The organism is Paractinoplanes lichenicola, from assembly GCF_016785085.1.
Taxonomy (GTDB): domain Bacteria; phylum Actinomycetota; class Actinomycetes; order Mycobacteriales; family Micromonosporaceae; genus Actinoplanes; species Actinoplanes lichenicola.
In genome coordinates this window covers 815,632-842,197 of sequence record NZ_JAENHO010000003.1, presented here as the reverse complement: position 1 = coordinate 842,197, position 26,566 = coordinate 815,632, and the positions used below count along the sequence as shown (strand labels likewise).

Genomic DNA, 26,566 nt, shown 5'->3' with positions numbered 1-26,566 from the left:
GGAAGTGGAACAGGAAATCCACGGATTGGGACGGTGTCGCTCGCCCGGGGGACACTTCTACGTCACAGCGTCGTTCGTTCGGGCGGGCTAGGTTGGGCTCGTGGCAGTCGAACAGTTCCCCCGCAACCTCGGCTTCTCGGCGACCTACAACTTCCGCGACGTCGGCGGTTATCCGGGCCTCGACGGTCGCACCGTCCGCTGGCGCCGGCTCTTCCGCTCCGACGCGCTGCACCGGCTCGGCGAGGACGACGCGGCCGCGTTCGAGGCGCTCGGCGTGCACACGGTGATCGACCTGCGCCGGCCGTTCGAGATCGAGAAGTACGGCCGGGTCGCCGAGCGGTACGGGCTGGCCTATCAAAATCTCGTGCTCAACCACGTCGACTGGGAGACGATCGACCACCCGGACGACGTGGTGCACGAGCGCTGGCTGGCCGACCGCTACCTGAACTTCGCCGAGGACGGGCGGGAGGCGATCCTGGCCTCGTTGCAGATCATCGCCGACCCGGGTCAGGCGCCGGTCATCGTGCACTGCATGGCGGGCAAGGACCGTACGGGGACGGTTTGTGCTCTGGCTTTGTCGTTGCTGGGCGTGTCCGACGAGGACATCGCGAACGACTACGCCCTGACGACCCAGGCGATGCGGCCGCTGACGGATTATCTGCTCGAGAAGCACCCGTCGGCCGTGCTGGGCAAACAGCACATGTGGGATTCGCCGCCCGCCGCGATGCGGATGTTCCTGGACGATCTGCGCGCCCTGCACGGCTCGGTCGAGAACTACGTGGCCGAGATCGGTCTGACCGACCAGCAGGTGGCCGCGATGCGCGCCCACCTGCTGGAGCCGGCGTAACGATCAGAGGACGCGGTGGACCCAGCCGAACGGGTCCTCGGCGCGGCCGCGCTGGATGTCGACCAGCTGCTTGCGCAGGTCGGAGGTGACCTCGCCGGTGCCGCCGTCGGCGATCGAGAACCCGCCGCCGGCCGACTTGACCGAGCCGATCGGGGTGATCACGGCCGCGGTGCCGCAGGCGAAGGCCTCCCGGATGGCGCCCGAGGCCGACCCCGTACGCCATTCGTCGAGGCTCACCGGGCGCTCGACGACCTTGCGGCCGGCCCGCTCGGCCAGCTTGATCACCGAGTCGCGGGTGATGCCGGGCAGGATCGTGCCGGTCAGCGGCGGGGTGACCAGGGTGCCGTCGTCGAGCACGAAGAAGACGTTCATGCCGCCGAGCTCGTCGATGTAGCGGCGCTCGACCGCGTCGAGATAGACGACCTGGTCGCAGCCGTTCTCGATGGCCTCGGCCTGGGCCGACAGCCCGGCCGCGTAGTTGCCGCCGCACTTGGCCGCGCCCGTGCCGCCGGGGGCCGCGCGGGTGTAGTCGGGGGTCACCCAGACCGACACCGGCTTGACGCCGCCCGAGAAGTAGGGCCCGACCGGGGACGCGATCACCAGGTAGAGGTATTCCATCGAGGGCCGGACCCCCAGGAAGACCTCGCTCGCGTACGCGAACGGGCGCAGATAGAGGCTGCCCTCGTCGCCCGGCGGGAGCCACGAGCGGTCGACCGCGATGATCTCGCGCAGGGACTGCAGGAACGTCTCGACGGGGAGCTGGGGCATGGCCATGCGCTGGGCGGACTGGGCGAAACGGGTCGCGTTCGCGTCCGGCCGGAACATCGCGACGCCGCCGTCGGGCAGCGTGTACGCCTTCAGGCCCTCGAAGATCTCTTGCGCGTAGTGCAGGACGGCGGACGCCGGGTCCATCGGGATCGGGGCCCGGGCCTCGACGCGCGGCTCGTACCAGCCTTTGCCGTCGGCGTAGCGAATCGTGACCATGTGGTCGGTGAAGATGCGGCCGAAGCCGGGGTTGGCGAGGAGCGCGGCGCGCTCGGCATCTGCCACGGGTGCCGGGTTCGGACGGATCTCGAACTCGAGGTTGTCACCACCGCTCATGACAAGTGGACCTGCTTTCTGACAAAGACGAATGAGGGCATGCGGAAGCACCCGTAGTGCCTCCTGAATCTACCCCGAACGGTCGTTCAATCCACAGACCGGAGCGGGTGAAAGGGCCCCCTACGCTGCGTAGTTACAGCGCGGCGGCAACGCGGTCGCCGACCTCGGCGGTGCGCAGCGAGGTGCCCGTCGTGCGGGACGCGACCTCGGCGGCGACCGCCTCGGATACTCGGCGGGCCTCGTCGTGGTGGCCGAGGTGCTCGAGCAGGAGCGACGCGGAGAGGATGGCGGCCGCCGGGTCGGCGATGCCCTGACCGGCGATGTCCGGCGCGGAGCCGTGGACCGGCTCGAACGTCGACGGGAACTTGCGCTCCGGGTTGACGGAGCCGCTGGCCGCCATGCCGATGCCGCCGGTAACGGCCGCGGCGATGTCGGTGAGGATGTCACCGAAGAGGTTGTCGGTCACGACCACGTCGTACCGCTGGGGGTTGCTGACCATGAACATGCTGGCCGCGTCGATGTGCTGGTATTCCGTGGTGACCTCGGGGAACTCGGCCGCGACGGCCGCGAACGTGCGCGCCCAGAGGCCGCCCGCCTTGGTCAGCACATTGGTCTTGTGGACCATCGTCAGGTGGCGGCGCTCGCGGCGCTGGGCCCGCGCGAAGGCGTCGCGGACGACCCGCTCGACGCCGTGCCGCGTGTTGAGGCTCTCCTCGGTCGCGATCTCGGCGGGGGTGTCCTTGTGCAGGACGCCGCCGGCGCCGACGTAGAGACCCTCGACGCCCTCGCGGACCACGACCATGTCGATCTCGCCGGGCTTGACGCCCGCGAGCGGGCTGGTCGTGCCGGGCCAGAGCTTGGACGGGCGCAGGTTGACGTACTGGTCGAAGTCGAAGCGGAGCTTGAGCAGCAGGCCACGCTCGAGGACACCCGGCGGGACGCTGGGGTCGCCGATGGCGCCGAGCAGGATGGCGTCGTGCAGGGCCAGCTCGTCCTGGATGGCCTGCGGGAGCACCTCGCCGGTGCGGTTGTAGAAGCGGGCGCCGAGGTCGTAGTCGTCGAACTCGGCGCCGGGGAGCACCGCCTCAATGACCTTGCGAGCCTGGGCCGTCACCTCGGTACCGATGCCGTCGCCGGCCACCACCGCGATCCGCGCCACGCTCACGTCTGCTCCTCAAGGTCGGAATGACTCGGGATCCAGGCTAACGCCTGGGTCCCGATCTTCGGTACGCCGGTCCCACCTAGTGAACGTTCAGTCCGCATCCTCCAGCCGTACGAGGGTGTAAGGAATCTGCCCGGCGGCGACGAGCCGGCTCAGCACATCGGTCGCCGCGGTGACGCCGGGGTGACGGAGGATGACCAGATCCTGGCTCTGGAAGAAGGCGCCGTCGAGACACTCGCCGGTGCCCCGCCAGCGATCCATGGTCCGCTCGATCGCGGGCAGGGTGACCAGGGTCGCGCTCCACCGGCTGCCGTCGTCGAGGGTCACCACCACGTCGAAGTCGTCGACGGTGGCCGGGTCGTCGTCGCCACCCAGCACGAAGGCGATCTTGGCGCCCGGCACCCGGACGGTGTTCCTATCCATACAGCTCCTCGAGCCGAACGAGTGGCCGGAGACTCACCGTGACGGGGGCTCGGGGGAAGGCCGGAACGCGGACAGCCCCCACGACCGCGGCAAGACGATCGTGGGGGCCGTGGCGACAAGACGCGTGGCTCGGTCCCGCCGAACGGCCGCGCGACGTGCGATGACGGGAACATCACCCGAAGACGTGCCCGTCGGCGCGTCGTGCGGCGGGGTCAACGCTAGCGATGCGGGCGGAAGACGCGCAAGGCGCCTCCCCCGCGTGTCGGGGCGGTTCTTCCGCTTTGGGACCCGCCGTGATGGCACCATGCGCCGGTGAGTTTCGACCTCGTGGTGTGGGCGATGGACAAGACGGACCTGCCGGACGCCGTGCGGGCCGCCAACGCGCGATGCGCGCGCGGTGAGCACCCGCAACGCCCGGCCGACCCGCGCGTCGTCGCCTTCTATGACGCCCTGACCAGCGATTATCCCGACCGCGGCCCGCGCGCCACGGCGGCCGGCTCGCCGTGGGCGCACGCCCCGCTGCACGCCGCGGCCGACCACATCCAGATGCGGCTGGACGAGAACTGCCCGGACGAGGTGCTCGAGACGATCGAGCGGCTGGCTGGCGAGCTCAACCTCGACCTGCTCGACCTGCAGGACGGAACGGTGTACCCACCGCCGGTCAGGAGCCGTTGAGGCGCAGGTCGACCGCGCTCCCCCGCTCCGAGCCGATCGCCGCGGCCACCGTGGAGAGCAGCTCGGCATCGACCGACGAGTCGACGGTGAGCGTCATCAGCGCCTCGCCGCCCGCCTCCCACCGGGCCACCTGCATGGCCGCGATGTTGACGCCGGCCTCGCCCAGCAGCGTGCCGATCGCGCCGACGATGCCGGGGCGGTCGCTGTAGCGGAAGAACAGCAGCACGCCCTCCGCGGTGAGGTCGAGGTCGAACCCGTCGACCCCGGTCAGCTTGGCGATCTCGCGGGCGCCGTGCACGGTCAGCGTGCCGGCCACCCGCACCGCCCGGCCGTCGGGCAGCGCACCCCGTACGGTGACCAGGTTGTGATGCTCGGCGGGCTCATCGCTGACCACGAGCTCGACCTCCACGCCCCGGTCGAGCGCGAGCTGGGGCGCGTTGACATAGGTCACCCGCTCGTCCACCACCGCGGTGAACAGCCCCTTGGTGGCCGCGAGGCGCAGCACGCCGACGTCGTGCGAGACGATCTCGCCGCGCACCTCGACCGTGACGGTGGCCGCGACACCGCCCGCCACCGCCGTGAAGACCTTGCCCAGCTTCTCGGCCAGGGCCAGCAGCGGCCGCACGTCCTCGTCGACCACGCCACCGGCCTGCACGTTCACCGCGTCGGGGACGAACTCGCCGTCGAGCGCGAGCTTCACGCTGCGGGCCACGGACAGGCCGGCCTTGTCTTGCGCCTCGGCCGTGGAGGCGCCCAGATGCGGCGTGGCCACCACGTTGTCGAAGGCGAAGAGCGGGGACTCGGTGGTCGGCTCGGTGACGAACACGTCGAGCCCGGCCCCGGCGACCCGGCCCTCGGTCAGCGCGGCGGCCAGCGCGGCCTCGTCGATCAGCCCGCCGCGGGCCGCGTTGACGATCCGGACCCCGGGCTTGACCAGGGCCAGCTCCTTCTCGCCGAGCAGGCCCACGGTCTCCGGCGTACGGGGGAGGTGGATCGAGATGAAGTCGCTCTCGCGCAGCAATTCCTCCAGGCCCACCAGCCGTACGCCGAGTTGCGCGGCCCGGGCGGGCTGGATGTACGGGTCGTAGGCGATCAGCCGGGTGCCGAACGACGCCATGCGCTGGGCGAACAGCACCCCGATGCGGCCCAGGCCGACCACGCCGACGGTCTTGCCCTGCACCTCGACGCCGACGTGACGCGAGCGCTGCCAGCGGCCGGCCTTGAGCGCGGCCGAGGCGGTGGCCGTGTGCCGGGCCACCGCGAGCAGCAGCGCGATCGCCTGTTCCGCGGCCGACACGATGTTGCTGGTCGGCGCGTTGACCACCAGGACGCCGCGGGCGGTCGCGGCGGGCACGTCGACGTTGTCGAGCCCGACGCCGGCCCGGGCCACCACGCGCAGCCCCGAGCCGGCCGTCAGCACCTCGGCGTCGACCCGGGTGGCGCTGCGGACGATCAGCGCGTCGGCCTCGGCCACCCCGGCCAGCAGGGCGGCGCGGTCGGTGCCGTCGACGTGCCGGACGTCGTAGTCGTGGGCGAGCACGTCGAGGGCAGCGGGGGCCAGCTCTTCGGCGATCAGGACGACGGGCGTCACTCGGCAGCCTCCGGGGATCGCGGGACCCGATCGTAAGCAGTCCCGGAGGTCCACAGTGATGTGACTGCCGTCACACCGCGCTTGGTCAGGCGACGCGTCTCGGAATTTGATCCCGATCGATGGGCGGGGCGGCCGGGTGACCGGCCAGGGCGAGCCCGTCGGGCTGCCGGAAGCTGAGCGCCTCGGCGTCCAGCGCGTCGTAGAGCAGGTCGAGATCGAGCGTGCCGACGGGCGGGTAGACCCGCTCGCGCGGCGGCTCCTGACCCACCTCGAGCGCGCCCTGCTCGACCATGAACTCGACGATCGCCTGGCGGACCGCGGGCAGCGTGACGGGCGAGTGGTAGAGCACGTTGAGGGCCTGCATCCGCATGCCCTGCACGTGCTCCTCGCCCTTGTTGTCGTGGAAGTGCGGGTTGCGGGTCTCGATCTGCAGCACCGGCACCGAGCTGGCCATCACGTCCGCGTCGGTGCTCTCCAGCACTCCGCCGAACTGCTCGAACAGGTCCATGAACTCGTACGGCTCGACGGCGAACCCGCCGGCCAGGCGCAGCTTGAGGCCCAGGTCGAGGGTCATCGCGTGCTCGCCCGCGTTGCCGGTGGCGATCACCTCGGTGCCGAAGTCGGAATACTCGGCCAGGAACCGGTTGAGCCACTCGTTGGTGATCGCCGAGCTGCGGCCGCGGCGGCTGAAGAACAGGCGGTTGTCGCGCAGCTTGGGCTTCGAGTGCCACGAGATGCGGACCATCGAATAAGGCGAGCCGGCCAGGTGCAGCCCGGCCGCGTAGACCTTGCAGTATTCGTGGACCGAGCCGGGCACGTAGTTGTCGGCGTCGACATAGCCGAGGTAGCGACGGCCGGTCATCGCGGCCAGGGCCATGCCGAGCAGCATCGCCTCGCCCTTGCCGCTGCGGACGAGCCCGTCGTCGTCGATCAGCTCGGGCATGCCGGCCGCCTTGATGGCCGCGGCGACGCCCGGATCCTTCTGATGCACGGTGATCGCTGAGCGGCCGGCCAGCCGGCAGAACTGCTCGACGGTCTGCGCCTCGATCTCGTATCGGTCGACCGGCCCGCGGTCGCTGTTCGACACCAGCACGATGAGGCAGTCGTGCGGAATGCCGGAGAGGACACCCTCGATGACGGAACGTGTCTCATTCATGCACGGAACGACAATGACCATTTGCGATTCCACGGCGCGAAGCGCCTCGGCCGGCACAACCTGACTGCCCGCACCGACCGAGGCGCCCGAGTCCAGCTCGATCACCCGCTGCAGCTCATGAATCCGGACCGCGCCGAAGCGCTCACTCCGAAAAGAATCAGCCAGTCGCATCTCGCGAAGATACCCGGCGAAACGCACTCTCAAAGGCCCGAACAGCGCACAATTCAGTTTCGGGCGCGACCCAGGTAAGCGGGAAGTAACACGCACGTTTCAGGTAATCGCACGGTCACGGAAAAGGCCCGGTTTCCGCTGCGGAAACCGGGCCTTCGCAATAAACCGTCAGGCCGTCTCGGTGATCGGACGGTCGACCCAGCTCATCATGTCGCGCAGCTTCTTGCCGGTGACCTCGATGGGGTGCGCGGCGCCCTGCTCGCGATACTTGGTGAGCAGCGGACGGCCGTTGTCGTCGTCCTCGATCAGCTGGCGGGTGAACTCGCCGGACTGGATGTCGGCCAGGATCCGCTTCATCTCCGCCTTGGTCTCGGCGTTGATCACGCGCGGGCCGCTGACGTAGTCACCGAACTCGGCGGTGTCCGACACGCTGTAGCGCATGCGGGAGATGCCGCCCTCGTACATGAGGTCGACGATCAGCTTGAGCTCGTGCAGGCACTCGAAATACGCGATCTCGGGCGCATAGCCGGCCTCGGTGAGCACCTCGAAACCGGTCTGCACGAGCGCCGCGGTGCCACCGCAGAGGACGGCCTGCTCGCCGAACAGGTCGGTCTCGGTCTCCTCCTTGAAGGTGGTCTTGATGACGCCGGCCCGCGCGCCACCGATCGCCTTCGCGTAGGAGAGCGCGAGCGCGAGGCCCTCGCCGGTCGGGTCCTGCTCGACGGCAACCAGGCACGGCACGCCCTTGCCGTCCACGTACTGACGGCGGACGAGGTGGCCCGGGCCCTTGGGGGCGACCATGGCCACGGTCACGTCGGCCGGCGGCTTGATCAGCTCGAACCGGATGTTGAGGCCGTGGCCGAAGAAGAGGGCCTTGCCCGCGGACAGGTTCGGCGCGATCGACTCGGCGTAGATCTTGCGCTGCGCGGTGTCCGGCGCCAGCACCATGATCACGTCGGCCCAGGCGGACGCCTCGGCGGGCGTCTTGACCTCGAGGCCCTGCTCCTCGGCCTTGGCCCGGCTCTTCGAGCCCTCCTGCAGACCGACCACCACCTGGACGCCCGAGTCGCGCAGGGACAGCGAGTGGGCGTGGCCCTGGCTGCCGTACCCGATCACGGCGACCTTCTTGCCCTGGATGATGCTCAGGTCGGCGTCGTCGTCGTAGAAAACTTCCGCGGTCATTCTTAATCCTTGAGTCTTTAGTCCGGTTAAGGGCGGTGGCGGGGCTGAGGACGGCTTTTTTAGGCGGCGCGCAGCGCCGGGCCGGTGGTGATCGAGCGGGAGCCGCGGCCGATGGCCACGAGCCCGGACTGGACCATTTCTTTGATGCCGTACGGCTCGAGGTCGCGCAGCAACGCGTCCAGCTTGTCGGGGTTACCCGTGGCCTCGATCGTGAGGGTGTCCGGAGCGACGTCGATCACCCTCGCCCGGAACAGCTCGACCGTCTCGAGCACCTGGCTGCGCTGCGCACGATCGGCGCGCACCTTGACCAGCAGGAGCTCGCGCTGAACCGACTGCTGCGGGTCCAGCTCGACGATCTTCAGGACGTTCACCAGCTTGTTGAGCTGCTTGGTCACCTGCTCCAGGGGTGAGGAGTCGGCGTTGACCACGATCGTGATGCGGCTGACGTCCGGGTTCTCCGTCTCGCCGACCGCCAGGGAGTCGATGTTGAAGCCGCGCCGGGAGAACAGGCCGCTGACCCGCGCGAGCACGCTCGGCTTGTTCTCGACCAGCACGGACAAGGTGTGCTTGTTCATGATCAGAGGTCGTCCTCTTCGAAGTTCGGGCGCACGTCCCGGGCGAACATGATCTCGTCGTTGCTGGTGCCGGCCGCGACCATGGGCCAGACCATCGCGTCCTTGCCGACCGTGAAGTCGATGACCACCGGGGCGTCGTTGATCTCCATCGCCTGCTTGATGATCTTGTCGACGTCGTCCTTCGACTCGCAGCGCAGGCCGATGCAGCCCAGCGCCTCGGCCAGCTTCACGAAGTCGGGGATGCGGTGCTTGTGCGTGCCCAGCTCGGTGTTCGAGTAGCGGCCGTCGTAGAACAGGGTCTGCCACTGCCGGACCATGCCCAGGTTGCCGTTGTTGATGACGGCGATCTTGACCGGGATGCCCTCCAGGGCGCAGGTCGCGAGCTCCTGGTTGGTCATCTGGAAGCAGCCGTCGCCGTCGATCGCCCAGACCGGGGTGTCCGGCCGGCCGACCTTGGCGCCCATCGCGGCGGGAACGGCGTAACCCATGGTTCCGGCGCCGCCCGAGTTGAGCCAGGTGCCCGGCTTCTCGTACTTGATGAACTGCGAGGCCCACATCTGGTGCTGACCGACGCCGGCCACGTAGATCGCCTCGGGGCCGACCAGCTCGCCGATCCGCTCGATCACGTACTGCGGGGCCAGCGAGCCGTCGGTCGGCTCCTCGTAGCCCAGCGGATAGCGCTGGCGCAGCTCGTTCAGCGTGGCCCACCACGGCTCGTACTGCCCGGGGCCCTCGGCCGTGGCCGAGACCGCGGCGATCAGCTCGTCGATCACGTGCCGGGCGTCGCCCACGATCGGGACGTCGGCGTGCCGGTTCTTGCCGATCTCGGCCGGGTCGATGTCGGCGTGCACGATCTTGGCGTCCGGCGCGAACGAGTCGAGCTTGCCGGTCACCCGGTCGTCGAAGCGCGCGCCCAGCGTGATCAGCAGGTCGGACTTCTGCAGCGCGTAGACCGCCGGGACCGTGCCGTGCATGCCGGGCATGCCCAGGTGCTGCGGGTGCGAGTCGGGGAACGCGCCCAGCGCCATCAGCGTGGTGATGACCGGGATGCCGGTGAGCTCGGCCAGCTTGCGCAGCCCGTCGGTGGCGCCGGCCTTGAGCACGCCGCCGCCCACGTAGAGCACCGGGCGCTTGGCCGCGGCGATCAGGCGGGCCGCCTCGCGGATCTGCTTGCCGTGCGGGTGCAGCGTGGGGCGGTAGCCCGGCAGGTCGAGCGTCGGTGGCCAGGTGAACGTGGTCTGCGCCTGCAGCACGTCCTTGGGGATGTCGACCAGGACCGGGCCCGGGCGGCCGGTGATGGCCAGGTGGAACGCCTCGGCCAGGATGCGCGGCAGCTCCTCGGGCGTCTGCACCAGGAAGTTGTGCTTGGTGATCGGGAGCGTGATGCCCTGGATGTCCGCCTCCTGGAAGGCGTCCGTGCCGATCGACGGGCGGGCGACCTGGCCGGTGATGGCGACGATCGGCACCGAGTCCATGTACGCGTCGGCGATCGGGGTGACCAGGTTGGTGGCGCCCGGGCCGCTGGTGGCGATGCAGACGCCGACCTTGCCGGTGGCCTGCGCGTAGCCGGTGGCGGCGTGGCCCGCGCCCTGCTCGTGGCGCACCAGGATGTGCCGGACCTTGGAGTCGTAGAGCGGGTCGTACGCGGGGAGGATCGCGCCGCCGGGGATGCCGAACGCGACCTCGACCCCGAGCGCCTCGAGCGACCGCACGAGCGACCCGGCGCCCGAGGTGGAAACCGGAGTGGCTACGGCCGGGGCCGGGGTGGCGGCCGCCGCGACAGTGGCCGGGTTGGCTCGGTGGGCGAGGGTCTCAGGAGTGGGTCTCGTCATGGCACTTCATACCTTTACGGGTTGGGCGTTCCGTTACTTGAGCAACAAAAAAGGCCCTCGTGCCTGGTAGCACGGGACCTAGCGCACTCTGGTCGCTATTGCGACTGGAGTGCGCTCACATAAGTACTCGGGACGCGAAGCACATGCAAGCCACCTTGCCCCATCTCAAGCGGTGAGTCAACTGATCCCACATTTTGATCACTCGCTCTCACCCGTGGGGGCCACGAACCCGGGATCACTCGGCAGCAGCGCCCTGAGCTGCCGCATTCCGGGGCCGAGCATGACCACCTGGCTGCGCGCGGCGGCGTCGGCGGGCGGGGCCGAGCGGGGCGCCGGGAGCGGCCGGCTGGGACCGCCCGAGCGCAGCGTCTGCAACTGGGCCTCGAGATGCTCGGCGGGCACGCCCCAGCCGAAGAGCGAGCCCTGACCCAACCGGCAGCCGGCCTCCTCGACCGCGGCCCGCTGCGCCGGGGTGCCGATGCCCTCGGCCAGCACCTCCAGCCCGAGCCGGTGTCCCATCCGGACCACCACGTCGACCAGGGGCGCGGCCATGCCCGTACGGGACTCGGGCTCGGCGACCAGGGCACGGTCGATCTTGAGAATGTCGACCGGCAGCGTGCGCAGCTGGCCCAGTGACGAGTAACCGGCGCCGAAGTCGTCGAGCGCGACCCGTACGCCGGTGGCCCGCAGCTCGGCCAGCCGGCTGATCAGCTCCTCCATGTCGGTGGCCACGGCGTGCTCGGTCACCTCGAGCACCAGCCGCTGCGGCGGCACCCCGTGCTGCTCGAGCACGTCGGCCACGTGCCCCGCGAAGTCGGTCGAGTGCAGCTCCTTGGGCGACAGGTTGACCGACACCCACACGTCGTGGCCGCGCGACAGCCAGTCGGCGAGCTGGATGCAGGCGTGCTCGAGCACCCATGCGCCGATCCGGTTGATCAGCCCCGACTCCTCGGCGACCGGGATGAACTCGTCGGGCCGCACCGAGCCCAGCGTCGGGTGATGCCAGCGCAGCAGCGCCTCGGCCCCGACCGGCCGCATCGAGGGCAGGGCCACGACCGGCTGGAAGACGAGCCGCAGCTGATCGCGGTCGATCGCGTGCCGCAGCTCGCTCTCCAGCGTGCCCCGGCGGCGCAGCAGCTCGTCGTACCGGGCCTGATAGCGCTCGACCCTGTTCTTCCCGCGCTGTTTGGCGTAGCGCAGGGCCAGATCGGCGTCCCGGATCAGCTCGCCGGTGTCGGCCGGGCTCAGCGTGTTCGAGTCGGCCACGCCGATGCTGGCCGACAGGAAGACCGCCAGACCTTCCACCTCGTACGGCTCCCCGAGCACCGCGAGCAGCCGGTGCGCGGTGAGCATGGCCTCCTCCGCGTTGCCCCGCATGAGCACCGCGAACTCGTCGCCGCCGAGCCGGGCCGCCACGTCGCCCTCCAGCAGGTTGCGCCGAACCCGCTCGCCGACCTCGGTCAGCACCGCGTCGCCGACGTCGTGGCCGCGCATGTCGTTGACCGTCTTGAAGCCGTCGAGGTCGATGCCGACCAGCACCCGCGAATCGCCGCTCGCGCGCAGCGCCCGTTGCAGCCCTCGGCGGTTGGCCAGACCGGTCAGCGGGTCGGTGTGGGCCAGCTCGCGGAAGTGGGCCTCGCGTTCGCGCAGCTCGAGCGTGTACCGCCGGACGTCACGCAGGGCCAGGAACTGCCGGCCGACCAGCGCGAAGCCCTCGACCCCGGCGCCCAGGAAGCCGTACAGGTCGAAATCGCCCCCGCGGGCCAGGTGATAACCGAGCGCCGTGACCATGGCCACCATCGGCACGACCGCGTACGCCGTGTTGCGCTCGACGACGTCGCCCACGACCTCGACCGGGCGGTCGGCCACCTTGACCGCGCGCGCGATCACGAACAGGCCCGCCGGCAGCATCAGCGCGCCCGCCAGCACGACGCCGTCCCGGTCCTGGCAGATGCCCCAGGCGATGGCGACCGCCGCGAACGACACGAGCGTCACCCCGGCCGCCACCCGTACGGTGGTCAGCCGCGGGCGATGGGCGTGCAGCGCCAGCACGATCGTGAGCCCGAGCGACACGACCGCGAACCCGGCCGGGATCAGCACCGAGGGGCAGGCCATCGGGGTCGCGTCGCCCAGCACCCGGGTCGGCTCGGCGATCAGCACCCAGCCCACGAACCAGATGGCGGCCGCGATGACCAGGCCGTCGAGCAGGTGCCGGACGGCCGCGCCCGCGTTTTCGGCCGCGCCGGGCAGCATCGCCACCCCGACCAGCAGCGTCAGCACGCCGAGCGCGGTGCCGGCGGCGACGGCCGTGCCCAGACCCGTACGGGGTGGGGCGGCGGTGGTGAGAAGCACAGTGATCACGCCGGCCAGGGCGGCCGCGGTCGCGACAGCTCCCCCGGCGGCCAGAAGAAGATGGGCTCGACGAGCGGCGCCGGTGTGTTTGCGACCGGAATCGCCCAGCAGGGCAACGGCCGGGACCGCGACCAGGAGGCTCGCCAGCCCGGCCAGCTCCACGCCGGACGGTGATTGCACGCGAACACTCTGCCTGATCCCGATCTATTTAAGTAGCCCCCGCGTCCCGTCTTGTGGACGCAATTGGCGGTCCTTACTTCTTCGAGTGGCACACTGAGGGGATGCCTGACCTGCGTTCCCGGACCTCGACCCACGGTCGGACCATGGCCGGCGCGCGTGCCCTCTGGCGCGCCACCGGGATGACCGACGACGACTTCGGCAAGCCCATCGTGGCCATCGCCAACAGCTACACCCAGTTCGTACCGGGTCATGTGCACCTCAAAGACATGGGCGGCCTGGTCGCGGAGTCGATCGCCGAGGCCGGCGGGGTCGGGCGCGAGTTCAACACGATCGCGGTCGACGACGGCATCGCGATGGGCCACGGCGGCATGCTCTATTCGCTGCCCAGCCGCGAGCTGATCGCCGACGCGGTCGAATACATGGTCAACGCGCACTGCGCCGACGCCCTGGTCTGCATCTCGAACTGCGACAAGATCACCCCCGGCATGCTGATCGCCGCGCTCCGGCTCAACATCCCGACCGTGTTCGTCTCGGGCGGCCCGATGGAGGCCGGCAAGACGATCGCCATCGAGGGCGTCGTGCACGAGAAGCTCGACCTGGTCGACGCGATGAGCGCCAGCGCCAACGAGAACGTGACCGACGCGCAGCTCGACACCATCGAGCGCTCGGCCTGCCCGACCTGCGGCTCCTGCTCCGGCATGTTCACCGCCAACTCGATGAACTGCCTGACCGAGGCGATCGGCCTGTCGCTGCCGGGCAACGGCTCGACGCTGGCCACGCACGCCTCCCGCAAGGCGCTGTTCGAGAAGGCCGGCTCGCTGATCGTCGAGATCGCCAAGCAGTACTACGAGGAGAACGACGAGTCGGTGCTGCCCCGCAGCATCGCCAACCGCTCCGCCTTCGAAAACGCGGTCGCGCTCGACGTGGCCATGGGCGGCTCGACCAACACGGTGCTGCACCTGCTGGCCGCGGCCCGTGAGGCCGAGATCGACTTCTCGGTGGCCGACATCGACGCGATCTCGCGCCGGGTGCCGTGCCTGTCCAAGGTCGCGCCGAACAGCCCGAAATACCACATGGAGGACGTGCACCGGGCCGGTGGCATCCCCGCGCTGCTGGGTGAGCTCAACCGGGGCGGCGTGCTGAACACCGACGTCCGCTCCGTGCACTCACCCGACCTGACATCGTGGCTCGACGAGTGGGACATTCGGGCCGAATCGCCCTCGCCGGCCGCCCTCGAGCTGTTCCACGCGGCGCCGGGCGGGGTGCGCACGACGCAGCCCTTCAGCACGCAGAACCGCTGGGCGACGCTCGACACCGACGCCGAGAACGGCTGCATCCGCTCGATCGACCACGCCTACACGGTCGACGGCGGCCTGGCCATCCTCTTCGGCAATCTCGCCCCCGACGGCTGCGTGGTCAAGACGGCCGGCGTCGACGAGACCCTGTGGAAGTTCACCGGCCCCGCCCGCGTCTTCGAGTCGCAGGACGCCGCCGTCGACGGCATCCTCGGCAAGCAGGTCGTCGAGGGCGACGTCGTGATCATCCGCTACGAGGGCCCGCGCGGCGGCCCCGGCATGCAGGAGATGCTCTACCCCACGTCGTTCCTCAAGGGCCGCGGCCTCGGCAAGGCGTGCGCGCTGATCACCGACGGCCGCTTCTCCGGCGGCACGAGCGGCCTCTCCATCGGCCACGTCTCCCCCGAGGCGGCCGCGGGCGGCCTGATCGCCCTGGTCGAAACCGGCGACGAGATCAGCATCGACATCCCCGGCCGCGGCATCACGCTGCACGTCGACGACGAGACCCTGGCCCAGCGCCGCCACGAACAGGAGCGCCGCCCCAAGCCGTACACGCCGGTCGACCGCCGGCGCCCGGTGTCGGCGGCCCTGCGCGCCTACGCCTCCATGGCCACCAGCGCGAGCGACGGGGCTTACCGCAAGGTCCCTGAATAACCCGTACGCCACGTCGCAGTCCACAACCGCACAGCACGACCGTCCCCGCGGCCACGCACACGCCGAGTGCGTGGCCGCGGCCGTCGGCCGCCACCGGCGGCCCGCATTTCCATCCTGCCCCCGGACAACGAAGCACCCGCCGGACGCATCACGAGTCACGTGACCACCGCCCGCGAACGACTGCGGACCGCCTCAACAATCGCCGGCACGCCGTGGACCCCACCGAAATCCTGACACTCACCCGGATCCCGAGGTCGCGCGCGGACACACTGCCCCCGCCGTCTTGAACTCCTCGATCTGCCCAGCGACCGTTGCCTGTTAGACCCCGCGCGCGGGCCGGAAGCTGGCGCACTTGTCACCCGCCCCGCCTGATCACGCCCGCAGGCTCTCCCGAGGCCCGACGCCCACATGCTTTGTTCGCGTCCACCACCTGACACCCCGAGTTCCGCGCCCCGCCCGACACCCCCGAGTTTCGCGCCCCCGCCCGACACCCCACCAGGCCCATGCCCCTCACCCCGCCCCGCCCCGCCCCGACACCCCAACATGCCGCGGTTTCCGAAGCGGCGGCGTAGCAGGCGGGTGCAGTCGTCGAGGACGTCGAAGACCGCGACCGGGGTCCCGTCGGCGAGTTGGTCGCGTGGGCGGGCCCATGAACTGTGGGGACTTCCGCGGTGATCAACTCTGTGCCGGCCGCCCTGAACGGGGATAGGTCCGGGCCGGGGTTTCTCGTTCGAGCACGCCGCGTGTTCGACCGCGGGTCGGTTCGTGGTCGGCCGGGCGTATGTTCCGAGTTCGATTGGCACCAGGCGACGTCGCCTGACGCGTCGCCGTCCCCTCCTCGCACTGACGTCGGGTCCACCCAAGCCCGAGCCGGCCGGGCCCGCGGGCCCGGCGTTCGTGCCTTCGCTGTCTTGAGTGCCGCGCACCACGATCGAGAGTGTTGTCAGGACCACACCGCCCTACGCCGCCTGGCTGAACGTCACGGGCGACCGGATGAGGCATCGTCGGCGGGTTGGGGACGTCGCCCTCGCCGCGGCGCGGGAGTGCAAGGACGCCCTGGCGCGTCGTAATCGGTCAGTCGGGCGCTCCGCGAAATCGGACGGGCGGTCGTGTTACGTGTCGAGACGGCCCGTCCGCGACCTGAAACGGACGGCTGGCCGGAACGCTGTTAGGGCCGGCCGCAACACGGACCGGACGGCTGGTCCCGACGCGAATCGACCGGCCGGCAGCCGCCTCGAGGCAGCAGTCGATCCGGCCTGAGCTTCGTGATCAGGATCGCGAAGCGGCAACCGGGGCAAGTTAGGTTAGGGCAAGTCGATGGGTCGCGACCGATAGCAACCGATCCAGCCGGTAGCGGCCTGAGGGGAGTGACCCCGACGGCGCCGATGCTAGGCAGCAGAGCGCGTCGGAGAACTCGTACTTTATGGATTTGATCTTTCCCAAAGGGCAACTTCCGCCGGGGCCGCCTCGTTGCTCGATGCGTGAGCACCACTGAGCAGCGCAGCCATCGGCAGACCCTGGAGGTGCTCGCCGGGCTGATGCTCGGCATGTTCCTGGCCGCGCTGGACCAGACGATTGTCACCGCGGCCATCCGGACGATCGGCGACGACCTGCACGGGCTCACCGTGCAGGCGTGGGTGACCACGGCCTACCTGATCACCGCGACGATCTCGACGCCGCTCTACGGCAAGCTGTCGGACATCTACGGGCGTAAGCGGTTCTTCCTGGCCGCCATCTCGATCTTTGTGGTGGGCTCGGCGGCCTGCGCGTTCGCCGGGTCGATGTATCAGCTGGCCGCGTTCCGGGCGGTGCAGGGGCTGGGCGCGGGCGGGCTGTTCTCGCTGGCCCTGGCGATCCTGGGCGACCTCGTGCCGCCCCGCGAACAGGCTCGCTATCAGGGCTTCTTCCTGGCCGTGTTCGGCTCGGCGAGCGTGCTCGGGCCGGTGATCGGCGGGTTCCTGGCCGGCACGGACGAGCTGCTGGGGATCACCGGCTGGCGCTGGGTGTTCCTGGTCAACGTGCCGATCGGCGGGGTCGCGATGGCCGTCGTGGCGCGGGTGCTGCGGATCAAGCACACGCGGCGCGAGCATCGGATCGACTGGTGGGGCGCGCTGACACTGTGCGTGTGCCTGGTGCCGTGGCTGACCGTGGCCGAGCAGGGGCGTACGTGGGGCTGGGACGCCGGGAAGTCGATCGCGTGCTACCTCGTCGGTGCCGCCGGGCTCGCGCTCTTCCTGATCGTGGAGACGCGGATGGGGCCGGCCGCGCTGATCCCGCTGCGCTTCTTCCGCAACCGCACGTTCGCGCTGACCGCGGGCGGCGGGTTCGTCACCGGCATGGGGATGTTCGGCGGGCTCGCCCTGCTGCCGCTCTACCTGCAGATCGTGCGGGGCGCGACGCCGACCGAGTCGGGGCTGCAGCTGCTGCCGATGACGGCGGGCATCATGGCCGGCTCGCTCGTCTCGGGACAGACCATTTCCCGTACGGGTAAATATCGCGTCTTCCCGGCGACGGGTGCGGCCCTGATGATCGCCGGGCTGACCCTGCTGCACACCGTGGGGGTGGACACGCCGTTCTGGCAGACCGGCATCCACATGGGAGTCTTCGGGCTCGGGCTCGGATTCGTGCTGCAGCCGGTCACGCTGGCCGTGCAGAACGCCATGCCGCGGTCCGAGATCGGCGTGGCCACGGCGTCGTCGACGTTCTTCCGGCAGATGGGCGCGACCGCGGGCACCGCCGTCTTCCTGTCGCTGCTGTTCGCCACCGTGGGCGATAAGATCGCGGCCGCGTTCCGGGAGGACACCGCCGCCCAGCGCGCGGCCGCCGCCGAGCCCGCCCTGACCGGGGCGCTCCGCGGCGAGGGCTCCGCCCTGGACGACACGTCGTTCCTCGAGCGGGTGACCCCCGCCCTGGCCCATCCGTTCAAAGCGGGCTTCTCGGACGCGGTGGACGGCATCTTCCTGGTCGCCGCGGCCATTCTTGTCGTTGCCTTCGTGCTCTTCCTGTTTCTTCCGCACGTGCCGTTGCGGGGTGGACCGGACTCCCCTTCGCGGGGTGGACCGGACTCGCCCGGTGCCGCCCCGCCCGCTCGTTCCACCGCTGAACATGCCCTGGCTCGCACCGACCTTGCCGACCTTGACGCCGATCTCGCCCGGTTGTTCGACACCGGGCCAAGTCTCGAACGGACACTCGACATGGACACTGCCACGCTGACCGACGACCCGGCCGCCCCCGAGGAGCCAACCGGCCCGGGCGACGCGGTCGTCCGCGGCCGGATCGACGGCCCCGGCGGGCTACCGCTGCCCGGCGCCACGCTGACGATCACCGACTTCGGCGGGCAGCAGCTGGCCCGCGCGGTGACCGGCGACGACGGCACGTACCGGATGGTGCTGCACACCGGCGGCTCGTTCCTGCTGATCTGCGCGGCCGACCGGCACCAGCCCGCCGCAGCCGTGATCAACGTGGCCGCCGGGGAGATAAGGCGGGTGCTTTCGCTGGCTGGGGCCGGGCAGATCACCGGACGCGTCACCGACCGGGCGGGCCGCGGGCTGCCCGGGGCGACCCTGACGCTGACCAACACGAAGGGCGAAGTGGTGGCGACGACCACGGCCGGGCCGGACGGCCGGTATCAGCTGCCGGGACTGGACGGGCCGGAGTACACGCTGACGGCCACCGCGGCCCACGCCCGGCCGGCTTCGCGGACGGTCTCGCCCAATGAGCCGGGGCCGGTGGATCTGGCGCTGGCCGTGGGCGGGGTGCTGACGGGGAACGTCCGGGCGGCGGGGTCGGGGCATCCGATTCCGGAGGCTTCGGTGGTGGCCGTGGACCGTCACGGGCGGGTGGCGGGGGCGGCTACGACCGATCACGAGGGGCGGTATGAGCTGCGGGATCTGCCGCCGGGGGTGTACACGGTGGCGGCCAGCGGGCATGCGCCGGTGGCTACGCGGGTCGAGCTGACGGGGGACCACGCGGCGCACGACATCACGCTGGGGACGCCGGCCACGGTTGCGGCGCTCCACTGAGGACTCCGCCGCGGAGAGGCGACTCGGTCGCCTCAGCTCGGTCGCCGCGGAGGCACTAACGCGAACGCCGCGCGGCAGCAATGCTCGGTCGCCGTGGGCTTGGTCGCCGTGCGGCGGAGGTGCTTGGTCATCGTGGCTGAAGCTCGACACTGCGCGGCGAAGTTCCTGGTCGCCGCGCAGTGGAGAAGCCTGATCACCGCGCGGCTGACACCTGTCCGATCATCGCGTAGGCAGAATTTGATCACCGCGGAATATGGCCCTCCCGCCCGGGGGTCGCCACCCTAAAAAAGCGTATCGAACCCAGCCGAGCGGAACGGGTTATCCACAATTCAGGGTTATCCACAGGGCTCAAGCGATCACTGCGCCGACCCCATATCGTTCACGCAACGCAGGACCGGCCGGCTGGTCAGAGCACCTTCGTCCAGGGGCTCCGGCGAGTGGATCGTGAAGGTCGCCGACTGCCCGGGCAGGACGGTGACGGCCGCACGGTCGGGTTCCGCGGAGGGAGAGAGCCGGTCGGGGAAGAGGGTGAGTGAGCGCAGGATCGTCGAGGCGTGCACGGTCACGGTCGTGGTGTCGCCGGCCCGGGTGACCTCGGTCGTGTAGTCGGCCAAAGGCCACGCGATGTCCTTGTCGGACGCCCAGAACCACGTCGTGCCGGTGTCGGTGGCCAGCAGCTCGGTGCGCGGGTCGCCGGGGGTGGCGACGTCGGCCGGGAGTGTCAGGGTCACCGACGCGCCGGGGTCGATGGTGGCCGACACGTCGTGAGTGGCCAGCACGTCGCCGGCCAGGTTGCGGCGGGTCACGGTGGTGGCGAGGGTCCAGGGCGTGCGGCCGTCGTTGACTGCCACCAGGGCGGGGGCGCCGTCGGGGGTGAAGACCGCGCCGGGCTCGATGGCGGTGAGCGGGCCGCCGGCGGCGAGCGCGGAGCCCGTACGGGGCTGGAACGTGAGCAGGCGATCGGCGTAGGCGTCGCGCATCGCGTACCAGAGGGGCTTCTTGCGCCCGTCGCCGTCGACCGCGGCCCACGACGTGACCGGCCAGCAGTCGTTGAGCTGCCACATGATCGTGCCGGTGCAGAGCGGGCTCAGCGAGCGGAAGTGCTCGATGCCGAAGGCCAGCGCGCGGGCCTGGTTGAGCTGTGTCAGGTAGTGCCAGTCGTCGAAGTCCCGGTGAGCAGGCAGGTGGTTCGCGAGGCCGCGGGACAGCTTCCCGTCGCCGCCGATGGCTTTCTGGTGGTGGGCCATGCCGGGCGAGTCGGGCGCGAGCACGCTGTCGGAGATCGAGCGGCGCAGGGTGGCGTACGTGGGCGGGGCCTGGAAGCCGAACTCGGCGACGAAGCGCGGGCGGTAGGCGGCGTATTTCGTGTAGTCGTCGGTGTTCCACACGTCCCAGATGTGCGTGGTGCCGTAGGCCGGGTCGTTGGGATAGCGGTCGGCACTCCCCGAGTAGGGGCTGCCGGGCCAGTACGGGCGGGACGGGTCGAGTTCCCCGACGACGCGCGGGAGCAGGTCGTAGTAGAAGCCCGCACCCCACGTACGCCCGTTGAGCGCCGGCTTCCAGCCCCAGTCCTCGTGGCCCCACAGGTTCTCGTTGTTGCCGGTCCACACGATGAGGCTCGGGTGCGACGCCAGCCGCACGACGTTCTCGCGGGCCTCGGCCTCGATCTCGGAGCGGAACGGCTCCTCCTCGGGGTAGGCCGCGCACGCGAACAGGAAGTCCTGCCCGACCAGGAAGCCCATCTCGTCGGCGAGCTCGTAGAAGTCCGCCGACTCGTAGCGGCCGCCGCCCCAGACGCGCAGGTAGTTGACGTTCGCGTCGGCCGCCTGGCGGAATCGGGCGGCCAGCCGGTCGCGGGTGATCCGGTCGGCGAAGACGTCGTCGGGGATCCAGTTGATTCCCCGTACGAACACCGGCTGCTCGTTGATCACGACGGTGAACCCGCCGTCGGCCGTGTCCACGCGCGCGGACCGGAAGCCGATCTTGCGGGACCAGGAGTCGAGCTGTTCCGCACCGGACGAAAGGGTGACGTCCAGGTCGTACAGGGTCTGCGAGCCATAGCCGCGCGGCCACCACAGTTCAGGGTCGTCCACGGTGAGAATCAGCAGCGCCTCGATGCCGCTGACCGTGGCCTGGGCCGTACGCCCGCCGACCGACGCGGTGATCTTCACTGGGGCGTCGGAGATCCGGTCGAGCCGGACCCGCAGCTCGACCCGACCCACGCCGCCGGTCACCGTCACCTGCGGGCGCACCTCGGCCAGCCGGGCCGTCGTCCACGTCTCGAGCCCGATCGGCTGCCAGATGCCCGCCGTGACCAGGGTCGGTCCCCAGTCCCAGCCGAAGTTGCAGGCCTGCTTGCGAATGAAGTTGAAGGGCTCGTCGTACGCGTTGGGGCGCGCGCCGAGCCGGTCGCGCTGCCCCTCGGCGTACGCGTAAGCGCTCTTGAACTTGACCTTCAGCTCGTTGTCCCCGTCGACCAGCAGCGAGCTGACGTCGAAACGGTAACCGCGGTGCATGTTGGCCGTCTCGCCGATGATCTCGCCGTTGAGCTCGACGGCCGCGACGGTGTCGAGACCGGCGCAGACGAGGTCGGTGCGTCCACCGGGGGTGGCGGAGAAAGACGTCGAATACACCCATTCCGTACGCCCGATCCAGCCGAGCTTGATCTCGTTGGCGTCCAGGTACGGGTCGTCGATCCGGCCGGCCCGCAGCAGGTCGGTGTGCACGCATCCGGGCACGGCGGCCGGAACACCGGAAATGTCGCCTCCGGTCAGGGTCCAGCCGTCGTGCAGGGGTCGATACGAGGTCACGGTTCTCCTTCTGCGGGCCTATCCACAAACACGGATCAGGACTTGACTGCGCCTTCCATGATCCCCCGTACGATCTGCCGTCCGCCGATCAACAGCAGGACGATCAGCGGAACTGTGGCGATGAACGCACCCGCCAGCACCCGCCGATAGATCACGTAGTTGCCGCTGGCCAGGTCGGACAGGGCGACCATCGAGGTCGGGAAGTCGGTGCCGTTGAGCTGGATCAGCGGCCACTGGAAGTCGTTCCAGGCCATCACGAACGTGAGCAGGCCGAGCACGGCGAGCGCCGGGCGGATCGCCGGGAGCACGATGTTCCAGTAGACGCGCATGTTCAGCGCCCCGTCGATGCGGGCCGATTCGACCAGCTCGTCGGGCACGGCGTGCGCGATGAACTGCCGCATGTAGAAGACGCCGAACGCGCTGACCAGCCCGGGGGCGATGACCGCGAGCAGGGTGCCGTTCCAGCCGAGCTTGCCCATCACGATGTAGAGGGCGACGATGCCGAGCTGGCTGGGCACGGTCAGGGTCAGCACGACCACCACCAGCAGCGCGTTGCGGCCGCGGAAGCGCAGCTTGGCGAACGCGAAGCCGGCCAGCGAGCAGAAGAACAGCGTGGCCAGGGTGATCACGGACGAGACGATCACGCTGTTGATCAGCGAGGCCGCGAAGAAGACCTCATTGAGCGTGAACACCTCGTTCGCGTTGGTCCAGAACTCGCCGCCGGGCAGGACGGACGGCGGGATCTGGGCCACGGCCTCGTCGGTGCTCGTCGAGATGACGAACATCCAGTAGACCGGGAAGGCCGAGAAGAGCAGGACCACCCCGAGGCTCACGTACGTCAGCCAGGTGCCGCCGGTGTCCTGAGGCGCGCGATTGATGTACGTCTTGGTCATCGGTCGCCTCCGATGCGCCGGGTGAGCAGGGTGTTGAGGCCGGCGACGAGCAGGATGATCAGGAACAGAGCCCAGGACATCGCCGCGGCGTAACCCAGGTCGAGGTCCTTCCAGCCGACCTTGTAGATGAGCTGGGCGATTGTCTGGAACTGATGGGCCGAGCCGCCGCTGGCCGACTGCGGGTTCTCGTCGAACATCATCGGCTCGTTGAACAGCTGCAGCCCCCCGATGGTGGACAGGATCACGGTGAACACCACGACCGGCTGGATCATGGGCACGGTGATCCGCCACAGCTGCCGCCACGCGCCGGCGCCGTCGACGGCCGCCGCCTCGTACACGTCCTTGGGGATGGCCTGCATCGCCGACAGGTAGAGCAAGGCGTTGTAGCCGATCCACTTCCAGTTGACCATCGTGGCGATGGCGATCCACGCGCTCCACTTCTGGGCCCGCCAGTCGAGCGGGGTCTCCTGCCCGAAGCCGACCAGCGACAGGAACCAGTTGGCCATGCCGTTGTCGCGGGCGAAGAAGATCGCGAAGACCAGGGTCGAGGCGACGACCGGGGTCAGATACGGCAGCAGAATGCCGATCCGCCAGAAGGTCGTGCCGCGCAGCTTGCGGTTGAGCAGGTTCGCGATGATCAGCGCGATCAGCAGCTGCGGCACGGTCGACAGGATGAAGATGCCGAACGTGTTGCCCAGCGCGTTCCAGAAGTCCTCGTCGGACAGCAGCCGCTCGAAGTTGCCGAGGCCGGCCCAGCCGGTCAGCGTCGGGTCGTCCAGCCGCCAGTTCCGCACCGCGACGACGCCGTTGAAGATCAGCGGGAAGACGCCGAAGATGCCGAACAGGATGAAGAACGGGGAGATGAAGACGTACGGGATGGTCTTGTTGTCGAACCGGTAGAGCCAGCTCCTGGTTCTGACTTTCTTCGGCGGCGGGGCGGGGCGATGCGACGCCGGCCGGAGCTCAGTGAGGGACACGGCCTCTCCTAGGGAAGAGCGGGGCGGCGTGCCGCCGCCCCGCCTGGCTGAACCGTCAGGCCTTACCGGTCTTGGCGACCTTCTCGGCCTGCTTGACCGCCTCGGGCCACGCCGCACTCGACTTGAGCCCGCCCTGCTGCACGCGGGTGATCACGTTCTCCACGGCCACGCGGGTCGGGCCGTTCTTCTTGCCCAGGTATTGCGGCTTGAGGCCGGCCGCGGTGGCCGCGAAGATCTGGCCGGTGGGCGCGTTGCTCATGAACTCCTTCTTGTAGGCCAGCACCTTCGGGTCCTTGTAGAGGTCGGGCTGCGAGGGCAGGTTGCCGACCGTCTCGAAGACCTCGATCTGCTGCTCGGGCTGAACCATCCACTTCACGAAGTCGACCGCGGCGTCGATGTTCTTGCCCTGCGACGGGACGGTCCACCACGAGCCGCCCCAGTTGCCGCCGCCGCCGGGGATCGCGGCGATGTCCCACTTGCCCTTCTGGTCGGGCGCGGTCTCCTGGATGTGGCCGAGCATCCACGCCGGGCAGGCCAGCACGGCGAACTGGTCCTTCTTGAAGCCCTGGTTCCAGTTGGGCTGGAAGCTGGCCAGGTTGGCCGAGATGCCGGCGTCGATCGCCTTCATGCTCACGTCGAACGCGACCTTGGGGCCGCCGTCCATCTGCAGCTGCTCCTGCTCGTTGTAGAAGCCGACCGGCTGCTGGGCGAGCACGGGGTTGAACATGTTGGTGCCGGAGTCGACGAACTTCTTGCCGGTCTTGGCCACGTACTTCTTGCCGACCTCGATGAACTGGTCCCAGTTGGTCCAGAGCTTCGAGACCTCCTCGCGATCGGTGGGCAGGCCGGCCGCCTTGAACAGGTCGGAGCGGTAGCACATGGCCAGGCCGCCGACGTCGGTGCCGAGGCCGATCTGCTTGCCGTCGGACGACATGGAGGCCTTCCACTTCCAGTCCAGATACTTCGACTCGAAGTCGCCGGCGCCCTTGTCGAGCAGGTTGACGAACTTGTCGGACTGGTTGCGGAACTGAACGATGAAGCCCTCGTCGACCGCCGAGATGTCCGGGGCGCCGGTGCCCGCGACCAGCTTCTTCTGCAGGTCCTCGTGCTGGGCGTTGAACTCGCCCGTGTTCAGCACGATCTTGACGTTCGGGTGGGCCTTCTCGTAGTCGGCCTTGAGCTTGTCGAGGCCCATGTCGCCCCAGAACGCGACCTTCAGCGTGATCTGCTCGCCGCTGCCGCCCTCGGTCTTGTTGCTGCTCTCAAGGTCACGACCGCTGCAGCCCGCGATCACCAAGGTTGCCGCGAGGCCGGCCGCGACCGCGCTCAAAGTCCGTCTCATTGGAGCCTCCATGCCGGAGAGAGATTTACTGAACCGGGTAAGTTGTGGAGACGCTAAGCCGGTCCTCGATAAGTGTCAATACCGTGTTACGCCGGTGATCTGTCAACGTTGTCAGTGTCCGTTAAGCAGGGTGAAACGGACTAAAGTGGCGATCGCTGTTTACAAAGTGGGTGTGGTCGCCAACACTTAACCGATCAAGACACGCCTCGGCCGATCCGCCATGACGGCGCGGATTCGCGTGAGAGCGCTCTACCGATTCCTGCACCGGTAAACTCCGCCGGTAGGCTCGGCGGGAAAAGAGGAGACCGAGTGAAGCGGCCCACGATCGCCGACATAGCGCGGCGGGCGGGCGTGTCGAAAGGCGCGGTGTCGTACGCGCTGAACGGCCAGCCCGGCGTCTCCGAGGCGACCCGGCAGCGCATCGTCGCGATCGCCCAGGAGATCGGCTTCAACCCCAACAGCGCCGCGCGAGCGCTGTCCGGGGCCAGCGCGCGTGCCGTCGGCCTGACCCTGTCGCGCCCGGCCCGCATCCTCAGCATCGAGCCGTTCTTCATGGGCCTGATCAGCGGCTTCGAGGCCGAGCTGGCCGCCCGCTCCTACGCGCTGACCCTGCAGGTGGTGGCCACCCCCGAGCAGGAGGTCGAGGTCTATCGCCGGTGGTGGGGCGAGCGCCGCATCGACGGCGTCATCGTGACCGACCTCCGCGAGAACGACGTCCGCATCCCGGTTCTGCAAAAGCTGCAACTTCCGGCGGTCGTCATCGGCGGGCCCGGCGACACCGGCAAGATCGCCCAGGTGTGGTCGGACGACGCCGGCGCGATCACCGAGACGGTGCGCTACCTGACGGCGCTCGGCCATCGCCGGATCGCCCGGGTCAGCGGCCTGCCCGGCCTGCTGCACACGCAGACCCGCACCCGGGCCTTCAACGACGTCTGCGCCGCGCTCGGCCTCAACGAGGCGCTGACCGTGCCGTCCGACTACACGGGCGAAGAGGGCGGCCGGGCGACGCGCCGGCTCCTGATCGGCGCCGACCGCCCCACCGCCATCATCTACGACAACGACGTGATGGCCGTGGCCGGCCTGGCCGTGGCGCAGGAGATGGGGCTGGCCGTGCCGGGCGACCTGTCCATCGTGGCCTGGGACGACTCGCCGCTGTGCAGCCTGGTGCACCCGCCGCTCACGGCCCTGTCGCGCGACATCGCCGAATACGGCGCGCACGCCGCCCGCGAGCTGCTGGCCGCGATCGACGGCAAGCAGGTCAGCAACGTCGAGGCGGGAACGGCCCACCTGACCCCGCGGGGAAGCACCGCACCACCGCGCTGAAGC

At 69.7% G+C, this 26,566-nt stretch carries 18 protein-coding genes; 5 read left to right on the top strand and 13 right to left on the bottom strand.

What is annotated here, in order from left to right; all coding sequences use genetic code 11:
• Positions 1-100: 100 nt before the first annotated feature.
• Positions 101-847 carry a tyrosine-protein phosphatase gene (locus JKJ07_RS13035; RefSeq protein ID WP_202991700.1) on the top strand — a complete coding sequence of 249 codons (747 nt, stop codon included), beginning with the start codon at positions 101-103 and terminating at the stop codon, positions 845-847.
• Between the two features lie 3 nt (positions 848-850).
• On the opposite strand, the gene JKJ07_RS13030 is transcribed toward JKJ07_RS13035, so the two are convergent.
• The 3 genes from JKJ07_RS13030 to JKJ07_RS13020 form a co-directional block, all read right to left on the bottom strand.
• Positions 851-1,948, bottom strand: coding sequence for a branched-chain amino acid aminotransferase (locus JKJ07_RS13030; protein WP_202991699.1), 1,098 nt, complete (start codon positions 1,946-1,948; stop codon positions 851-853).
• Positions 1,949-2,081: 133 nt separating this feature from the next.
• A complete protein-coding gene (locus JKJ07_RS13025) occupies positions 2,082-3,107 on the bottom strand; it encodes a 3-isopropylmalate dehydrogenase (protein ID WP_202991839.1) in 1,026 nt (341 codons plus the stop codon).
• A 93-nt stretch (positions 3,108-3,200) separates the two neighbouring features.
• Positions 3,201-3,533 (bottom strand): hypothetical protein, encoded by a 333-nt coding sequence (locus JKJ07_RS13020; protein ID WP_202991698.1) that lies wholly within the window; start codon positions 3,531-3,533, stop codon positions 3,201-3,203.
• 312 nt (positions 3,534-3,845) lie between these two features.
• Here JKJ07_RS13020 and JKJ07_RS13015 point away from each other — a divergent pair, with 312 nt between their 5' ends.
• The gene (locus JKJ07_RS13015; RefSeq protein ID WP_202991697.1) at positions 3,846-4,208 is read left to right on the top strand and encodes a hypothetical protein; all 363 of its coding nucleotides are present in this window, start codon (positions 3,846-3,848) and stop codon (positions 4,206-4,208) included.
• Here JKJ07_RS13015 and serA read toward each other — a convergent pair.
• The 6 genes from serA to JKJ07_RS12985 form a co-directional block, all read right to left on the bottom strand.
• A complete protein-coding gene (serA, locus tag JKJ07_RS13010) occupies positions 4,195-5,799 on the bottom strand; it encodes a phosphoglycerate dehydrogenase (RefSeq protein ID WP_202991696.1) in 1,605 nt (534 codons plus the stop codon). The genes JKJ07_RS13015 and serA overlap by 14 nt on opposite strands.
• A gap of 85 nt (positions 5,800-5,884) precedes the next feature.
• A complete protein-coding gene (mpgS, locus tag JKJ07_RS13005) occupies positions 5,885-7,126 on the bottom strand; it encodes a mannosyl-3-phosphoglycerate synthase (protein ID WP_202991695.1) in 1,242 nt (413 codons plus the stop codon).
• Positions 7,127-7,294: 168 nt separating this feature from the next.
• Positions 7,295-8,308: a ketol-acid reductoisomerase gene (gene ilvC / locus JKJ07_RS13000; protein ID WP_202991694.1), complete on the bottom strand. Its 1,014-nt coding sequence runs from the start codon at positions 8,306-8,308 to the stop codon at positions 7,295-7,297.
• Between the two features lie 59 nt (positions 8,309-8,367).
• A complete protein-coding gene (gene ilvN, locus JKJ07_RS12995) occupies positions 8,368-8,883 on the bottom strand; it encodes an acetolactate synthase small subunit (RefSeq protein WP_184955320.1) in 516 nt (171 codons plus the stop codon).
• Between the two features lie 2 nt (positions 8,884-8,885).
• Entirely contained in the window at positions 8,886-10,715 is a 1,830-nt protein-coding gene (locus JKJ07_RS12990; RefSeq protein WP_202991693.1) for an acetolactate synthase large subunit, read from the bottom strand.
• Between the two features lie 198 nt (positions 10,716-10,913).
• Positions 10,914-13,247, bottom strand: coding sequence for a putative bifunctional diguanylate cyclase/phosphodiesterase (locus JKJ07_RS12985; protein ID WP_307834230.1), 2,334 nt, complete (start codon positions 13,245-13,247; stop codon positions 10,914-10,916).
• 101 nt (positions 13,248-13,348) lie between these two features.
• On the opposite strand from JKJ07_RS12985, the gene ilvD reads away from it, so the two are divergent.
• The gene (gene ilvD, locus JKJ07_RS12980; RefSeq protein WP_202991692.1) at positions 13,349-15,196 is read left to right on the top strand and encodes a dihydroxy-acid dehydratase; all 1,848 of its coding nucleotides are present in this window, start codon (positions 13,349-13,351) and stop codon (positions 15,194-15,196) included.
• A gap of 1,481 nt (positions 15,197-16,677) precedes the next feature.
• Positions 16,678-19,218 carry an MFS transporter gene (locus JKJ07_RS12975; RefSeq protein WP_307834229.1) on the top strand — a complete coding sequence of 847 codons (2,541 nt, stop codon included), beginning with the start codon at positions 16,678-16,680 and terminating at the stop codon, positions 19,216-19,218.
• Positions 19,219-19,574: 356 nt separating this feature from the next.
• Here JKJ07_RS12975 and JKJ07_RS12970 read toward each other — a convergent pair whose 3' ends face one another.
• From JKJ07_RS12970 to JKJ07_RS12955, 4 genes are read right to left on the bottom strand one after another with little or no spacing between them, the layout of a single operon-like run.
• Positions 19,575-22,028 (bottom strand): glycoside hydrolase family 2 protein, encoded by a 2,454-nt coding sequence (locus JKJ07_RS12970; RefSeq protein ID WP_202991691.1) that lies wholly within the window; start codon positions 22,026-22,028, stop codon positions 19,575-19,577.
• Between the two features lie 35 nt (positions 22,029-22,063).
• Positions 22,064-22,921 carry a carbohydrate ABC transporter permease gene (locus JKJ07_RS12965; RefSeq protein WP_202991690.1) on the bottom strand — a complete coding sequence of 286 codons (858 nt, stop codon included), beginning with the start codon at positions 22,919-22,921 and terminating at the stop codon, positions 22,064-22,066.
• The gene (locus JKJ07_RS12960) at positions 22,918-23,898 is read right to left on the bottom strand and encodes a carbohydrate ABC transporter permease (protein WP_202991689.1); all 981 of its coding nucleotides are present in this window, start codon (positions 23,896-23,898) and stop codon (positions 22,918-22,920) included. The genes JKJ07_RS12965 and JKJ07_RS12960 overlap by 4 nt, the downstream gene beginning before the upstream one ends.
• Before the next feature lie 55 nt (positions 23,899-23,953).
• The gene (locus JKJ07_RS12955) at positions 23,954-25,240 is read right to left on the bottom strand and encodes an ABC transporter substrate-binding protein (protein WP_202991688.1); all 1,287 of its coding nucleotides are present in this window, start codon (positions 25,238-25,240) and stop codon (positions 23,954-23,956) included.
• Positions 25,241-25,549: 309 nt separating this feature from the next.
• Here JKJ07_RS12955 and JKJ07_RS12950 point away from each other — a divergent pair, with 309 nt between their 5' ends.
• Entirely contained in the window at positions 25,550-26,563 is a 1,014-nt protein-coding gene (locus JKJ07_RS12950) for a LacI family DNA-binding transcriptional regulator (RefSeq protein ID WP_202991687.1), read from the top strand.
• Positions 26,564-26,566 lie beyond the last annotated feature (3 nt).

Excerpts from the sequence above, each read along its gene's own strand:
- mpgS (WP_202991695.1), bottom strand. The coding sequence starts at position 7,126 with ATGCGACTGGCTGATTCTTTTCGGAGTGAGCGCTTCGGCGCGGTCCGG.
- ilvD (WP_202991692.1), top strand. The coding sequence starts at position 13,349 with ATGCCTGACCTGCGTTCCCGGACCTCGACCCACGGTCGGACCATGGCC.
- JKJ07_RS13020 (WP_202991698.1), bottom strand. The coding sequence starts at position 3,533 with ATGGATAGGAACACCGTCCGGGTGCCGGGCGCCAAGATCGCCTTCGTG.
- JKJ07_RS12990 (WP_202991693.1), bottom strand. The coding sequence starts at position 10,715 with ATGACGAGACCCACTCCTGAGACCCTCGCCCACCGAGCCAACCCGGCC.
- ilvN (WP_184955320.1), bottom strand. The coding sequence starts at position 8,883 with ATGAACAAGCACACCTTGTCCGTGCTGGTCGAGAACAAGCCGAGCGTG.
- JKJ07_RS13030 (WP_202991699.1), bottom strand. The coding sequence starts at position 1,948 with ATGAGCGGTGGTGACAACCTCGAGTTCGAGATCCGTCCGAACCCGGCA.
- JKJ07_RS12965 (WP_202991690.1), bottom strand. The coding sequence starts at position 22,921 with ATGACCAAGACGTACATCAATCGCGCGCCTCAGGACACCGGCGGCACC.
- JKJ07_RS12955 (WP_202991688.1), bottom strand. The coding sequence starts at position 25,240 with ATGAGACGGACTTTGAGCGCGGTCGCGGCCGGCCTCGCGGCAACCTTG.
- ilvC (WP_202991694.1), bottom strand. The coding sequence starts at position 8,308 with ATGACCGCGGAAGTTTTCTACGACGACGACGCCGACCTGAGCATCATC.